The sequence below is a fragment of the Crossiella sp. SN42 genome (assembly GCF_023897065.1).
In the GTDB taxonomy this organism is placed as follows: Bacteria; Actinomycetota; Actinomycetes; order Mycobacteriales; family Pseudonocardiaceae; genus Crossiella.
Map to the genome: position 1 here is coordinate 247,305 of NZ_JAMHIV010000004.1, position 15,517 is coordinate 262,821.

Annotated in this window: 13 protein-coding genes; 1 reads left to right on the top strand and 12 read right to left on the bottom strand. The window is 65.1% G+C overall.

Annotated features, from left to right (window positions below; genetic code table 11):
* Nucleotides 1-644: 644 nt before the first annotated feature.
* From M8C13_RS07470 to M8C13_RS07495, 6 genes are all read right to left on the bottom strand, one after another.
* On the bottom strand, nt 645-1,118 hold the full coding sequence (locus M8C13_RS07470) for a hypothetical protein (protein ID WP_252479743.1): 474 nt from the start codon (nt 1,116-1,118) through the stop codon (nt 645-647).
* Between the two features lie 244 nt (nt 1,119-1,362).
* Complete coding sequence (locus M8C13_RS07475) at nt 1,363-2,217, bottom strand: hypothetical protein (RefSeq protein ID WP_252479744.1); 855 nt, start codon at nt 2,215-2,217, stop codon at nt 1,363-1,365.
* 804 nt (nt 2,218-3,021) lie between these two features.
* The gene (locus M8C13_RS07480; protein ID WP_252479745.1) at nt 3,022-3,771 is read right to left on the bottom strand and encodes a hypothetical protein; all 750 of its coding nucleotides are present in this window, start codon (nt 3,769-3,771) and stop codon (nt 3,022-3,024) included.
* Nucleotides 3,772-3,978: 207 nt separating this feature from the next.
* Entirely contained in the window at nt 3,979-5,019 is a 1,041-nt protein-coding gene (locus M8C13_RS07485; protein ID WP_252479746.1) for an SLOG family protein, read from the bottom strand.
* A 181-nt stretch (nt 5,020-5,200) separates the two neighbouring features.
* Entirely contained in the window at nt 5,201-5,731 is a 531-nt protein-coding gene (locus M8C13_RS07490; protein WP_252479747.1) for a single-stranded DNA-binding protein, read from the bottom strand.
* A 506-nt stretch (nt 5,732-6,237) separates the two neighbouring features.
* Nucleotides 6,238-6,564, bottom strand: coding sequence for a DUF4326 domain-containing protein (locus M8C13_RS07495; protein ID WP_252479748.1), 327 nt, complete (start codon nt 6,562-6,564; stop codon nt 6,238-6,240).
* Here M8C13_RS07495 and M8C13_RS07500 point away from each other — a divergent pair.
* Nucleotides 6,556-6,975, top strand: coding sequence for a transposase (locus M8C13_RS07500; RefSeq protein ID WP_374213037.1), 420 nt, complete (start codon nt 6,556-6,558; stop codon nt 6,973-6,975). The genes M8C13_RS07495 and M8C13_RS07500 overlap by 9 nt on opposite strands.
* Here M8C13_RS07500 and M8C13_RS07505 read toward each other — a convergent pair.
* The 6 genes from M8C13_RS07505 to M8C13_RS07530 all read right to left on the bottom strand — a co-directional run bounded on the left by M8C13_RS07505 (nt 6,968) and on the right by M8C13_RS07530 (nt 15,511).
* Nucleotides 6,968-7,645, bottom strand: coding sequence for a diguanylate cyclase domain-containing protein (locus M8C13_RS07505; RefSeq protein ID WP_252479749.1), 678 nt, complete (start codon nt 7,643-7,645; stop codon nt 6,968-6,970). The genes M8C13_RS07500 and M8C13_RS07505 overlap by 8 nt on opposite strands.
* 1,403 nt (nt 7,646-9,048) lie before the next feature.
* Entirely contained in the window at nt 9,049-9,927 is an 879-nt protein-coding gene (locus M8C13_RS07510) for a bifunctional DNA primase/polymerase (RefSeq protein ID WP_252479750.1), read from the bottom strand.
* 1,109 nt (nt 9,928-11,036) lie between these two features.
* Nucleotides 11,037-12,662, bottom strand: a complete 1,626-nt coding sequence (locus tag M8C13_RS07515; protein ID WP_252479751.1) for a hypothetical protein — start codon at nt 12,660-12,662, stop codon at nt 11,037-11,039.
* Nucleotides 12,663-12,858: 196 nt separating this feature from the next.
* A complete protein-coding gene (locus M8C13_RS07520; protein ID WP_252479752.1) occupies nt 12,859-13,212 on the bottom strand; it encodes a DUF732 domain-containing protein in 354 nt (117 codons plus the stop codon).
* 227 nt (nt 13,213-13,439) lie between these two features.
* Complete coding sequence (locus M8C13_RS07525) at nt 13,440-13,709, bottom strand: hypothetical protein (protein WP_252479753.1); 270 nt, start codon at nt 13,707-13,709, stop codon at nt 13,440-13,442.
* A 269-nt stretch (nt 13,710-13,978) separates the two neighbouring features.
* A complete protein-coding gene (locus tag M8C13_RS07530; protein ID WP_252479754.1) occupies nt 13,979-15,511 on the bottom strand; it encodes an ATP-binding protein in 1,533 nt (510 codons plus the stop codon).
* Nucleotides 15,512-15,517 lie beyond the last annotated feature (6 nt).

The window sequence follows — 15,517 nt, forward strand, 5'->3', positions numbered from 1 at the left end:
AGGTGAGCGAATCGGAGTGACTGGTTCGGGTTCACTGAAATAGTCCAGCGCGATTCGCTTCATGCGCAGGTCGAAGCCTGACGACTTTGGCGACTTTCGAGTTTTCTATACCTCCGCGTTTTCCTGCGGACTGAAGGTGCCGCGTCGGCACCTGCCGAGAGTTGGGCTGTGAGCTGCGAGTTTGGGTGAGCAGCCTCGGACAGTGCCACCTTTTCGGTGGCAACCTGTGGGCAAGTCCGTGCGTTCTACGCGCGGACTTGTCCATAGGGCGGCAGCAGGGCCTGGAACTCAGCCATGCTGTTAGTTGAGAGTGGCAATGGGACGCGATCGGGCGTGGTGGCTGACAGGTGTGGCTGGCTGCTGTTTCAAGGGCAGGGCGTGCCACGTTGAGGCTGGTTCATTTCTTCAGCGGATTGGTGCTGCCACCCTGGGATGGCGAGTCCGGCTTCCCTGCTGTGTTCTTCTCCGCAGCCGGCTGATTCACAGTGGCTGGAACTGCGGGGGAAGCGCTGGTAACCACCGGTTCGCCCTCTGGCTGGGAAGTACCCCTGCGCACCGTCCCCGGAGAAGCTCGTGAGCGGTGCCCGCACGGCACCGTGAAGGACCGATATCGCTGCTGGCGGACAGTCCGCGGTGGTGGGCGCTCAGTCGGTCCTGATGGTCGCCGCGGCTTCGGCGGCGGCGTCGCGCTGCTCCGGCGGCAGGCCGAGCAAAGTCCAGGACTCGGTGAGCAGGCCGCGGCAGCCGTCCTCACCGAGCGCGTTGCGGCGCAGCGTCACGGGGTGGCCAGGCGTGATGCCGATGCGCGTGTCGTCCCGGTTGGCGAGCAGCTCTGCCGATGCGCTCCAGCAAGCTGCGTGGAGAGTGCGAGTTCGGGCGAGGACTCCCGTGGGGTCGGCTAGTTCCTCGTGGCGGAGCACGTTGTAGATGAGCGCTGCCTCGTCGAGTTCGCGGATATAGGCCATGACCTCGCAGTGGGTGTCGTCGAGGCGGTTGGCCCAGACGGTGGCAGGAACCAGTTCGCGCCAGCCGGGGCTGGGTGCTCCGCTGAGCCACCTCAGGTAGGCGGTGGCGTCGGCGGTGTTGTCCACGGCGGCGATGGTGAGCTGATCGATCATCGGCACTCCTCGTACGGAGTTGATGCACCGGCGATGGCTCCCGATGTCGGTCGGGTCCGGGTGCGTGGATGGGGACTGTCCACCAGGGCGCGGGGCCGGCGGGGGGCCGTCAGGCTCTCCGCCTGCCCCGCGCCCTGGTTCGCTGTGCACAGCAACGCACTCGCACCACCGGTCAACTCACCTCATGGTTGGTGTAGCTGTTTTCTGGGGCGAGCGCGGTGGTGGTCCGGTGTGCGCAGCGAGTTCACTGGCAGAGGCAGTCGACGAAACCCAGCAGGGTCGACACGTGATCGGTGACGACTTCCTCGAAAGCCGCACCCTGCTTGTACAGCTGAGGGATGAGCCGATCTGCTGCTGCTCCGGCGCGAAGGATGTGGCGCAACGCTCCCTCATCGGTGACAGGCAGGTGCAGATGGCTGGGGCTCCCCCACCATGCGGTCAGCTGACGGCAGTAACGGTCAATCTGCGTCTCGGAGGCAAAGCGAGGAAGCGTGGGCCGCGCTTCCCGTTCCCGGGCGAGGTACTCCTGGGAGTCCATGCGGCTCTGTGCGTGCAGTCCGGCACGCTGGGCGGTGCGGCTTGCGAGGTCGTAGAGCACCGCGATCCGGGTGAGGGCAGTCGCCTCGTCTTCGTCACTGGTGGCTTCCGAGAAGTTCAGCCAGTAGCGCGTCGCGATGGCGGTTTGCCAGAACAGGTAGTGGGCGTATCCGGTCAGACTGTTGACGAACTTCTCGAGGGGGGCGTAGCCGGGAAGGCACGTGGCCAGCTGGCGGCAGTTTCCGTGGATAGCAGTGATCACCCACGGCGTGACTGCCTCCGACGCCGCGTACAGGTTGAACGTCAACGCCTCCTGGACCAGCCGCTCGTTGGCCTCGTTCACCTCGTTGACGGTGAGGCAGGCGTTGTGGTCGATGAGGAGGGCTCGACCGCTGCTGGTCTGGATGGTCCAGGTGGCGACGCTGTTGGGCTCGGCGTGCCTGTCGGGAGCACCGAGTGCTGTCGTCACCTGGTCGAGAGTGGCCGCCACCAGGAAGTGCCTGTCCTCCGGCACGGTCTCGATCTCCGGCTCGACGACGCCGTCACTGTTGATCACAAGCATGGGTGTCTCCTCAGAACTGGGTGTGAGGCTGCTGAACGGGGAATGGGTCGGCGAGATATCGCCGTGGCCTGCGGTGGCTCGCGGGGGCGCAGGGGACTAAGGTGGTGTCTGTATGACAGGGCTTGGTCCGTACCAACACGCTCGCGTGAGGGCCAAGCAGAAGGCCCGCCAGGTGTCGCGGACATCTGGCGGGCCTTCCTTATGCAGGAGCGCAGGTAGCGCTCACCATGTGGTGTGGCCGACTCTCGGGAACGTCGGTGGCCCACCCGAGGCACTGGTTAGTGCCCGCTCTTCTGCCAGTCGCTGCTGTTGCGGAGCGTCATCGTGCTGCTGGGCATGGATCACCTCCTTGGAGGAGTGGGCGGACTGGTGGACACCAGTGGTCGCAGGCACTGGTGTTCTCCCGGGGGGAACCGGGACGTGGGGCTGCCTTTGCCCGCCTGGTGTTCGGCGTGGCTAGGGCTGCGGCGTGGAGGCGGCGGTGCGGGGCGGATTCGTCGAGGCGCACCGGCCACTCGGGCTGTGTGGCAGGTCGCAGCCGGCACCGCACTGCAGGCACCACGCGGCCGGGCAGGCGGGGCTGGAGCAGTCGGAGGGAATCAGGTAGTCGCTGCAGCGGAACGCTTCGCCGCGGGGTGCTGGCGGATCAGCGGGTGAGGTGATGGTCGACTCCTGGTGGCGCGGCCGCGGCCGTGGACGGTGGATCACGGAGAGGAGGGAGGGCCCCGGCCGAGAAGGGAGGCGGCCGGGGCCCTCGGGCAGGCGGCGGGTGGCGTCCGGGAGAACCGCCTGCCATTCGGGTGGTCAGGTGCGGTCGAGACCGCAGCCGTTGCAGACCCACACGGCGCCTGCCGCCTGGGGCGTCACGTCGTCTGGTGATGCCGAACAGTCCTCGGGCTGGGCAGCCGGCCACGTGTGATCGGCGATGTCGATGAACGGCACATGCGCTGCGACAGGCTCAGCGCAGGGACCATGCTGGCGCTCGGCCGGGTAGCACCGCAGGCTCAGGCCGAACCAGGCCAGGCAACGGGCGTAATGCACCGCAGAGTCGCGCTCGCAGGCATCGCTGCATTTCGTGTCAAGCTCGTGCACTGCGCCGACAGCAGCTCGCAGTTGCTCGATGAACAGTTCCACGGCCTGTAACCCCAGCGGGGTGAGCAGTTCGATGCGGAAGCGACCGCCACCCCTGGGAATCCATCCGAGGGTAGCGACGTCCGTGATGAGGCCACCGACGTGGAGGGCGTTGACAGACTCGCGCAGCTTCTCCACTGCCGCTGGGTCAGCTTCCTCGCTGGCGGTGCCGAAGGGCACGATGTCACCGTCGCGGCCGACGATGGCTGCCACCTTGTAGCGCTGCGCGGGATCGCCGGAGTAGATGTGCTGGACTTCGATCTCGGCGGCCTGGTCGCTGATGGCGAGAGCGTGCTGGGTGACCTGGACCAGTCGCGCCGGGTAGGTGCGATAGAGCAAGTGGTACAGCTGGTCGCGTCTGAGGTCGCCGTTGCTGTGGACTGCATCGTGGATTTCGTGATAGTCCGGCAAGAGGTCGTCCATCTGCACTCCTGTCACTGATACCGGTGGGATGAGGTGCACATCGCTGGGCGATGTGGTGCGGGCACAGCCGCAGCTTCGGTGTGGTGCCGGGCCGCTACCGGGAGGCTGGCGGCCCGGCTGTTCCGAGGACTCAGCGGTAGAGCCGACGAGTGCGCTACCGCGCACGTGGCAGATAGGTTCCGCGGCTGTGCTCGGTCGGCTAGTCCGCTACTGCGCGGATGCCTTGAGCAGGCGGGTGGTCCGCGTTTTCGGGTCCACGAGGACAATCGGCCGCTTGTGCCGGGCAGCCGAGACGATCGTTGCGGTGTTCTTGGATGGTGTGGCGGAGTCGAGCACGGCGATCAGGACGGAGCTGTCTCGCAGGAGCCATCGGCAGTGGGCTTGCACAGCCTCGGGGCTGTAGACCGGGTTGAGCACACGTGTGTAGGCAGCGGACTGCACCGTGGCGTGATACAGCTGCCGGTCCTGGGCGTCCCAGGTTTGGGCCTTCTGCGGGTAGGCGGAGTAGAGCCACAGTGCGATGCCCTGGGACTGGGCTATCTCCGCCCACCACAGATCGCAGCCTGGGATGCCGCTGGTGATGGCCACGCGCAACCCGTGGTGGGTACGCAGCTTGTCAGTGATGCGCTGGAGTTCGGTGAGTACCCATGCGCGGTCCGGGGAGGTGATGCGGCCGGGCCGGGGGCCGATGCAGGTTGCGCGCTGCCACGACTGGTCCTCGCGGCCGCCAAGCTCGGCACGTAGCCCCATAAGCTGAGATCCGAAGAGGTTTCGTCCTGGTGTGCTGGCGTGTCCGGAGCATCGGCAGCATCCCCACAGCATCTGGTGGTGCTCGCCGCTGGCGATCAGGAGGGCGTTACCGGTGGTTCGCAGAAGTTCCCGCAACCGCTGATCTGTCAGCTTCGTGCGCAGGATCGCGCGCATGGCCAGGTGCTGCCCCGCCGTTGCCCAGTTGATGTCCAAGCCAGTATCGGCGATCCGTTCCTGGACAACCGATTCAGAGGTTGCGCTGAGGACCCAGTCGGCGAGGTGCTTGCCCTTGGCCCAGGCGATGGCCGGATCCGGCTCCTCTGCCAGCGCGGCCCGAAGGCGAGGGTTGCTGAATCGGGACGCGGCGACCGCGGCACCCACGGAGAGATACCGCTGGCCTTGCCAGTTGAACGGTGCCTCAGCGAAAAGATCCAGTGGAGCCAGCGGCCCGGTGAGTCCGTCAACCAGGTCGAGTCGATCACCGTGGTGAACCAGCATCGTGAAACTCCCTAGCTCGTCGCACAGAGCCGGACGCGGCGGCGTGTGCTGGGGTGTGGACGAGCGTGGGAGAAGCATGGCGGCGAGGGTGGGGTGGACTCGACGCGTAGTCGTCGGTCCACCCCACCCTCGCCGCCATGCTGTGCTGAGGGAGTTCACACCCCAGCACACGCCGCCGCGTTCAGAAGGGAGGCTCGACCGCCCCTGCCCCCACTGAGGCGAGTGCGGGCCGGGCAGGGCTGGCCATGGGCACCTCCCATGGGTCGGCCGCGACCGGGGGCATGTCCCACGGATTCTGTTCGGCCGGTGCCGCCGGGGTGTTGACCGGTGCGCCAGGGGGGTTGTCGGCGCTGTTGCGCGTCACCGTTGCCGAGGCGTAGCGCAGCGAGGGGCCGATCTCCTCGACCTCCAGCTCGATGACGGTGCGCTTTCCGCCTTCCTTCGCGTCGAAGGTGCGCTGGCGCAGCTTTCCCTGGGCGACCACGCGCATACCACTCTTCAAGGAGGAGGCGACGTTCTCCGCGGCGGCTCGCCAGATGCTGCACCGCATGAACAGTGCCTCGCCGTCCTTCCACTCGCCGGTCTGGCGGTCGAAGGTGCGGGGGTTGGAGGCGATGGTGAAGCTGGCCACAGGGATGCCGGACTGGGTGAAGCGCAGTTCCGGATCGGCCGTCAGATTGCCGATGATCGTGATGACAGTTTCGTTAGCCATGTGCGGTTCTCCTTCTCCGTAAGTGTCGCCGCGGGCATGGGGCGTCACGGCGTGTGGCGTGGCGTAGGTGTCGGAGTGGTGGTGCGGTGGAATCGCGCTGAGAGACCGGCCCAGAAAGCTGTCGGAGACCGCCACCGCGGGGCGGGACAGTCGCCTCTGTCCGCCAGGTTCTGGCTGGGACTGTCCACAGTGGTCATAGTGAGAGCTGGCATGGCCAGCCGACGTACGGAGGGGCCGCCGTCTGCGCTGGGCCGCTGCAGGCTCAACGCTGCTGCAGCCCACCTGGCCGCATTGGAAAACCTGAACCCTCCATGAAGGAGCGTCCAGGTTCCGGACTCCAGAATGGAGTTCACATGTCAAGGGCCAGTCGGGTGTTCGGCCTGGGGGCGCGAAGGCGTAGGTGGCTCCCGGCGGTTTCATCCACCGGCGGGTTGCGGCTGGCCGGTGCTGAACACGGATGGGCCTGGACGATCACGTCCAGGCCCATCTTGAGCTGACTGGCAGGATCAGAACGGCGGCTCGGCACCGAATCCGCTGTCTGCCGGAGCCTGCCCCCTCGGGTCGTCCCTCGGCGCGCTCCTCGTTGCCAGTCGCGCAAGCACGTCGCCATGGCAAGCGTGTGGGGCACACCAGCATCCGAGCGTCTTGCCGGCGAGTTCACCGAGCGCGGCGATCAGCTGCGGCTGGTCAAGCAGCCACTGCTCGTAGCGTTCGATCACGTGCTCGCGAGTGCCGTCACGACCGATCACGAATGGGTTGCCCCACTTCGACGGTCGGCCAATGTAGACGTCGTAACGTGAACGCTTGCAGTGAACTACCAACGGGTGCGCCATCTCGTGCTCCTCTATTCTATCTCCGCGGCCGACCGCAACGACCACCTGGAACTGGAGGCTCTGGTCGATGCCGTCGCGCCGGTCAAGGGACCTGCCGGGTGGCCCCGTCGCCCGCCTCGCACGCTGCACGCGGACAAGGGCTATGACCACCCGGCCTGCCGGAAACTGCTGCGCAAGCGGGATGTCCTCACCCGGATCGCCCGCAGGGGCATCGAGTCGGCCACCCGGCTGGGGCGCCATCGTTACGTCGTGGAATGCACCCTGGAGTGGGTTTCGCGGTTCCGTCGGCTGGCACGCCGCTACGAGCGCAAGGCCGCCCACTTCACGGCATTCCTCCGGCTCGCCTGCGCGGTGATCTGCTATCGCCGAGCCGTCAAGCTGGACCTGATGATCCACACCAACCTCAAATGAGATGTGGTCTAAGCCGATGTTCTGTGAACACAGCGGCGGTCTGCTCTCCCGAGCGGCACAGTTCTTTCGCCTCATGCAAGGCGGAGTTGGCTGTGAACATCAGGCACCTCAGGCCTTGCCGAGGGCGCTGCCCCTCGAGGAGATGGCTGGCCGAATCGGTGTGGGCCACTCCGAAAGCGGCGCTGGCGACACGGACACCGTCGATGCCGGGCACTCGGTTGGTGAACTCGACCTCGAACTGTGCGACCGCGCGCCGAACCCGCATGTGCTGCGCCGAGGGCACATTGATCAGAGCGATGAACTCATCGCCGCCCAGGCGCCCCCACGCCGGGGTGCCGAACTCGTGGGCAAAGGTGATGGTCGCCGCCTGGGCGAACGCACTGATGAGATCGTCTCCGGCCTGGTAGCCATAGCGATCGTTGATCCACTTCAGCCGGTTCAGGTCCGCAATCACCAGCACCGGATCGGCCATCGTCGGCAGCTGCGCCACAGCCTGCCTGAGCCAGAGTCTCCTGCCCGGTAGCCCGGTGAGTTCGTCATGCTCGGCGTGATGAAGCTGATGCCGAAGTGCCGATACTGCTCGCTGCTCTTCAGCCAGACGGCAAGACAAAGCGGCGCACAAAAGGATCAAGACTCCCAGGAGAACGACAACCGCGACTAGAACAGGCATGACCGCTCCTGTGGCTCGCACCGAGCGTGTCCCTAGCTCCTCCTGCAGGGCTGGTGCCGTGCTGGATGGGGAGCAGGGCCGCGTGGACGGGCCTGCGCAGCCCTCGGGCGCCCTCCCCTGTCAAGGCGCGCTAGGTCGGCGACCGCAGCATGGGCTGGTCCTGGCGCGCCTTGACAGGGAAGGGTGCTCGCGGGCCGCATCGGCTCGCCGCCGCGCGGGCCTGTGCATCCGGCACGGCAGCAGCACAAAGCCAGATCCCACTTCGACGCCACGAATGCAGCCCGGCAAACCTTGCACCCTCCCAACAGCTGCGAAGCACCTCGGCGCTTCACCACTACAGCCAGGGCGCACAGCGCGTAAGCTCGTGAACCTGCTGCGGCCCGGACCTTCGGAGCAAGATCAAGTTCAGGCACTCATTCATCAGCCAGGCGACACAGCCCTTGAGCACCACAGTGTTTGTCGGTTGATCGTGGCCCCAGCTGTCCAGGTTCGTCTGGCTCCAGCGGCTGCTCGCGGCGCGGGCCTCATCCCGCACCAGGCGGGTAGCATCCGGTGAGTGTGGGACCCACTCTGGTCTGGAGGATCCTCGTCACTTCGGCCGGACCGGACGTCAGGCAACGAGCCGCAGCGGAGAGGTTCGTCGCGCCGGGTGTTCACGAGCTCGCCACCGACAGGGCTGTGTCCGTGAGCAGCCGGCCTTCCCCTGTCTGGATCCGATGAGGATTCCCGCTGGAGTCCCGGCGGTAGAGTGATCGCCATGGCATCGCACTCAACAGAGTCTGGAAGGGTGTGGCTGTGGGGAGCGCACAAGATTCCGACCTGCCGCCAGTGCATGAACGCCATCCTCGTGGAGGGCGGCCAGTGGATATGCCTCTGGTGTTGCTATGAGGAACCGATTCCCGAGGCTTCGACGGTGCATCAGGCCTAATCCGGGAGACGACGTCAGCTCTGCTGGCCGAGATCACCTCCTGGCCTCTCCAGCTGATGATCAATCGAGCAGACGTTGCTGTGTGGCGCGCAGCCGGTCGGAGGTTGTGGCGTTGGTTTGGGCAAACCAATCGCGGCCAGCTTCCTTCGCGGTCTGAGGTGATCGCGCCGCTGAGGATAGGCCTTCGACTCGTCCGGAGATCGAGCGGCCGTAGTACTGTCGGCGCGGTTTTCGTGTGATGTCTACGTCTGCGCTGAGCAGAGGAATGGACGACGGAGTAGCCGCTGCGGCAAGTTTTGCCAATATATGGTAAGGCTGGTTGCCTGTGCGTTTAGTGGGTGAAGTCAGGGAGCCTCAAGAAAGTTCCGACCCCCTGACTTCACGACCAGCAAGGGCTGCGGATATTGAGCAACGTGGCCGCCGGCTCCAGTGAGAGCAATACTGGTTCGCCGGCTGACGCGTCATGATCTAGCTGTCAGGTTCGGGGTTGCCTTGATTGGTTGCGTCGCACAATGGGGGCCAGTGCCCGGCGCCCGTACTTGATACCGTCACGGATGGCGGCGAACGTCTCATCACCTGTCAGCGGTTCACGATCCCGTTGGTTGATCAAGGATACGGCTTCGTCAAGCGCATCCCAGATTGTCTGGTCAGAGATTTCCGACCTGCGAGCCATCGCTCGAGCGGACTTCAGCAGGGTTATTCGCCGTGCGCCTGGGCGAGCATTCAATAGCGCGGTGACCTCTCCGGAGATGACAGCTTGCAGGTAAGCAGACGGTCTACGAATGGGCTTCCGGTGCGCATTTTCCCGCCGGATAGGTGGAGACGGCTTGAGACGGTCGTATATCCATTCCGGCAGAAGCAGTAGTTCCTCTGTGCCAACAGGGCCTCGGTACTCGCCCGTGGGAAGTAGAGAGCCTGCCGCGACGACGTAGCCGCCACGGCCGCGCAGGTCGATCGAGGGCCCCAATTTGCTCGTGGAGTTCGAGAGCACGCGCCCGCAGTCGAGGCGCAAATAGAGGTGGACGCCGCCGGGGGTGTCAACCCAGAATGTGCGGGTGGGGTCCGCGCGATTGACAGCGAGTAGCCTGAGGGTGTCTAGGCCATGTCTGGCTCCTGAGTTTGGCCTGTAGCGGCCGTGGCGCGTTGGGTCATCCAGGTCCAGCACAACCAGGTCTCCGCTGGTGCCGAGCACGGGGCGCCCGGTGGCGATGCCGATGTTGTAGGGGCGATTATCCCACCATCGATGGATTTGAGTGGTGTCGGCGGTAGCATTCTCTTGCCATTTCGCAAACTGTGGCACCTTCGTGCCCGGCTTCAAGGGGAACACGCTGAAGCCGCGGCGAGCGGCCGCCATTGCGGCCTGCCGCAAGTTTTCGCGTTGCCCGGATAGGTATCTCCAAGAAAATGACCTGGACAATTCAGCGGTGACGACGGGAGCCCTCCCCTGCTTCTTGGGAAGCGAGTTCGCCACTTATCTGAACGGGCGACACGCTCTGGTGTTCACAATGGCAGTCAGATGTAGGTCCGGCGACAGGATCAATGATCCGGCAGGCAGCATCGAGGAGCTCTTGAGCTACTTTTCTGAGTTCAAATAGGGGTTTCTCCTGGTCTTCGACAGAGAAACTGTCTCCCCACCCCGACGCACGATCGTGCCACTGAATAGCGGGAACCTGGACAAGTTCAGTCCAGTGCCCGCACAGAGTGAGCAGCCTGGCCACGGCAAGCGAGCGGATAATGTGAGGTTCGCGTTTCACCGATATTTGAAGCGAGCGGTTGCGGAACTGGAAGTACTGAATCAGATGATACGTTCCCTCCGCAGTATTGTTCTGAAATTCACGCAGAAACAAGGATGACCTTCAGGAGTTGCAAGGAGGTGGCGGATCAGGGAAGCCTGGATGCCCTGGTAGGTCGGGGCTGGTCTGGGCCGGCAGGACTGTAGGCGGGGCTGCGATCACGCGGTGTTGGTGACCGTCAGGTGGAGATGTCACTTCCCATGATTCGGCTGGATCGAGGATCCAGCCGTGACGTATGAGGCATGCAGCTACATTGCTGCGTGTTATCCCGGAGCCGTAGGAGACCACCAGGTTGCCGTCCGGACAGTAGATCCAGGCGGTTTTTGTGGGTTGGTCAATAACCACGGTGTGCACGGCGTGGTTGCAGGTTTCCATGGCGGGTTTGAGGCAGCGTTGCACAGCGGCCTTCCCACGAGGAGGCGGAAGTTGGATCATTGCTGGGGGATGTCCTGCGGTTGAGCACCCTGAGGCCCTCTCCGCCACGGCAGGCGGACTGCGTTGCAGAACGGCCACTTGCGCGCTGAGGTGGCGGCGTGCCATGACGAGCTGGCGCCAGACAACCCGCTGTGTCCGAGCAGAGCCGCGGCGTTCGAGCCCGGAGGTGCAGGCCGCGTGGCCGTTCATTCTGCAGCGGCGGAGAGGGACTCGGCGGGGTCAGGGACTGGCCGAGTCAGGCAGCGGCGTCCGCAACAGCAGCGGCGTCGCCGTCGGCCGAGGGAGCTTCGGTGAGTCCAGTGGGATCGTCCTGGCTCTCGACCATCGCGATGAGTTCCTCGCCGGGGAGGTCACCGACGTCCGGTACCTCGTCGTGCTCGGCGGAATCGGAGTTGCCCAAGACCGCGGCGAGTGGGCTCCTGTCGAGGTCGTCCTTGGCACTGGGATCGTTGACCATGCGCTCGACGGGCTGCAGCGGCACATTGAGGTCTTCCAGGATGCGGAAGTAGATCTTCTGCAGCTGGGTGGGGTCGCGCCAGGACCGCTCGTTCAACCCGAGCTCGGCTGCGGCGGCGAAGCGGGCCACCTCGACGCGGGTGAGCTCCTCGTGTCCCGCCTTGTTGATGTGTTTCTTCATGGCACCAGGGGCTTTGGCGTCGGGGATAGCCAGAAACTTTGCGGCCAAGGCATCCACGCCGTAGCTGCTGCTGTACAGCTCCGGGTACTTGATCGGGTGGTCGGCCGCGAGTGTCATGAGCCGTCGGCGGAGCGTCAGCAGGGGCAGACGATTCCTTGCGAAGAGTTCGGGGAGGTACTTGTCCTGGCGGACCTTCTGTGCGGACTTCCACAGCGGGTTGGCCTTGCGTGCCAGCGCCGCCTTGGCCTTCTGTTCCTCCGACCTCGGGCCCTGAGCACCGCTCATCGGAGTGTCGATAACCTCGTGGTGGCCGTGGTCACGCCACTTGAGGCAGATCTCCTCCAGTCGGGTGCCGAAGGTGCCCATGACAAGTAGAACCGCGTGACCGGGGCAGTTCCGATGTGGGCCAGAGGTTTCCTCAAAGCTTGCGCGCGACTTCGGTTCTGGGCTGAGATGACGGATCGGCTTGTCGGTTGCCGGGTCAAGGTCGTAGACGACCTTGATGCCCTCATTCAGGGCCGCCGCCACCAGGGTGCCGGCCTTGTCGTACATGGCGGAGTTGTCCTCGACGTTGGCCAGGACGTGGTCGAGGCCGGAGGGATCCTCGGTGATGGTCTTCTCGAGCAGGGTGGAGACCACCGGATTGTCGTCGTAGTTCGCGAATGCCTGGCCCTGGAACATGTCGAGGTGGCCGTCCAGGACCAACTGGGCGGCCGCGGTGGAACGCCTGGCTGCCAGGGCTGCGGTGACGGTCTTCTCGGGCAGTGGCACCGCCTTTCGCAGCGACTCCTCGGGCATGCCGAGGTCCAGCAGTTGTTCGACAGCACGCAGCTTCGCACCGTCGGAGTAGTCGCTTCTCGCGCAGTTGACGTTCACCTGCCCGACGATGGTTCCCTGTGTGTCAGACGGGTCGCGTTCGCAGATCAGCACCTTGACGGTCGGCAGACCGTGGTGGATCGCGGCGGCCTGGCGCTGGTGACCCTCGAAGATGCCGAGTTTGCCATCGGGGAGGACGAACACCTCGATCGCTGTAAGCACGCCGAACTCTCCGACGCTGTCGACGAGCGTGGTGGGCACATCGCTGATGTCGAGAGGCTTGTCGTCGGTTCGAATGTTCTTGACCAGGACGAGGTCGGCCGGGTCGACGTCGTAGGTGCGACCGATCTCCCAGCGGGTGCCGGAGTCCGGCGGCGGGGCTGTCGTCTCGCGCTTCTTCGGGGGCATGAATGTTCCTTTCGTATAGGGATACCGGTGCGGACGAACGAAACGGACAACGCCACGGGTCCTGGAGGATCGCCGGATAGTGACGTTGTCCGGTCGGCGGGATGCTGGAGGTGGTGCCGTCTGCCGCTTGCCCAGTGGTTGGTTCCGCGCATGGGCTGCATGAGATGGCCGGCTACCGCGCGTCCGCTCGCGGAGGTCAGCCGATGGGATCAGTGTCCAAAGCGGACTGGAACTGGGGACAGTAGAACCTCACCGCTGCCACGACGATCACGCTGGCGTGATTCGTGGAATAGTCTCGGCGCGCCCGCGTCCAGGCATTGAGGATGCTCTGTCCCCTTTTTTGGGTCCAGCACACCTCGTGGCCGGTCTCGATGACGTGCGAAGTGGGCTCGGTGTCAGCAAATCCACGACTGACGTGGTCGAGGAACTTGATGTCTTCAACGCTGACGGAGTCACGAGCGCCTGCTGTGTCGGTGCAACTGGCCAACGCTACGAGGCTGATGATCATCGTGATCACGGCCGCGAGCGCGCTTGTGGCCATTCTGGACATGACGACTCCTTGCAAGGGTGCGGATCCTGCCTCTGGGCTGAGGGCTCTGGCCCTGGCAAACCGCGAGTTCACGTTCCTGCGGATACCGGGGTGTGCGACCTGACCGGCATGACAGGATGTGGCGAGTCGGATGTGGTGGTCGCGAGTGTCTACAAAGGACTAGTTTCGTTGCCTGGGTGAGGATGTTCGCGGACACCCTGGGATCGACGCTCCGGTTGTGCGGTGGACTACCTCTGGAACAAGCCCAGGATGTCGGTCAGATCCTGGCTGTGCAGCAGGGTTGCGTTCGAGTCAGACTCAGCCTGACGAAGCTTGTCCGTCACCGCTACGAAGATCTCGTTGAGCAGGAGTTCCGCATCACCGCACGAGGCCGCCTTCTCGACGTCGGTGGCCAGAGAGGCCCTGCGTGCGGCTGGATGTCCTAAGTGGACGCCGCCGTGGACCTCCCCAGTCTGGATTCCGCTGAATGGTCCGTTGGCATAGTTGTTGACGTTCATGGCGATCCTTTGGGTTGCAGTGTTCTTCTGGTGCGGGTTACGAGCTAGAGGCGAGAGGGCCGCGGCCAGCGCGTGACGTCGGCGCACGTTGCGGGGTCACGCGCTACAGGACAGGTAGGCCGGCTAGGGACCAGTACAGGTCGACGCATCCTCTGAAGTAGTCAGGCACTTGGCGTTGCACCGCCGGAACGACAGGTGGATCCGGTGCGAGGTCACGGAGGCCGGCGAAGCTCAAGACTGTGCGTGACGTTGATGATCGACGTGTGGGTTTAGCGTTGGGGAGTCTCGGTGGCCAGCAGAGCGACGGCCTCGCGGTAGTGGTCGGGTGTCGGCTGATCGGTTCCGTCGATGTCGGACAATGTCCAGCCCAGTTTGTAGGCGCGGAGGGCGGTCTCAGGACCGACGTCGTGGCACTTGCTGATGTCGGTGTGGTTGGCGTGCAAGTGCTGCGCCAAGTCCTGGTGATTGTCCAGATGCTCCGGGCGCACGTGCTCGTTGAGAACTGAGGCGACGGCGGTGAAGGAGCGGAGGGCTCTGTCCGGCCACTTAGCCATTCTGCGCTCCTGGGTTCCGGGCCAGCGACGGTCTGCGCGCTCGCGGGCCTGGCTGACGGTGGCGCGCCATCGCGCCCAGGTTTCAGGTGACGCGGTCCCCTCCACGGCGTGGGAGTGGTCGAGGTTGATGCGGATGCTCACGAGGCTGAGGATGTCGCGGGGCACGTGGCGGAGTTCCTGTGCTCCGCCGAGGCCGGAGAGCAGCAGTTGGACTTGTGGCGGAGGAAGTAAGTGGCCTTTGCCCGAAGGCCGTTCCTGGGCTTCCTGCACGATGGAATGGACCTTGCGCCAGAAGTATCGTGACCAGTAGCCGACATTGGGCATGTGGAGCAAGCCTGAGTGTGCGGTGTGGACTAGTCCCGCCTGGCCGTCGGCGCCGATGAGGTCGTCGACGTTGTGTGCCTGGTGAATCGACACATAGGGCCGCTGGCGGTCGAGCCGGGAGGTCGGTGGCTTCGGGGTGAGGGATCTGATGGCGGCGACTTGCAGCGCTTCGTTGGTAGTAAGGGCAGGTGCAAGGGCGGCGATCGCGGCGGCGCACTGCCCCGGGGTGGACGCGAGGAGGTCGGTGGTGGCGAGGACGTGGTGACCGCCAGCTGCGGCTGCGGCGAGAAGTCGCCATGTCTGCTCGTCGCAGTTGAATCGCGGCGGGGATGGCTGGTAGTGGCCTGGGTGGTCCAGGGCCGGTGCGCGCCGTGGCGGAGCGGACTGGACTGCGGTGGCATCCCCGTTGAGGTAGCGGACGAGGTGGTTGAGGGAGGCCGCGCCGATCACGTTGATGTGCTTGGCATGTCCTGTTTGGGCGAGCATGCTGGAGGGCACGATGGCGTGACGGATTCCCTGGGTTTGGGCGGCCAGCAGAGCCAGAAGCACGCCGGGAGCGGGGCAGATCCGGCCGTCGTCTGACACGGCTCCGAGCAGGACTGTGGAGTCGATCGGGGCGATGACGCGGCTCACGACCAGTATCGAGGCTGCGGCTGCCAGTTGGTTGATGGGTCCGTAGCGATCGTCGTGGATGTCAAAGGTCTTGATATAGACCGGCTTCCCAGGTGTTTCAAGTCCATCCGCCGCGATGGCCCGGGTGAGGCGACTCGCTTCGGCGGTCTGCTGCCACCAGTGGGCGGCGGGCAGCACGGTGCTCCAGGGATCGGGACTGGGGGCGGGAGGCTCCGGGATGTCGGCGACGATCTGGGTGGTGGATACCCTGCGGCCGGCGATGGAGACAGTCCACGTCGCAGCGGGCGTCACGGTGCG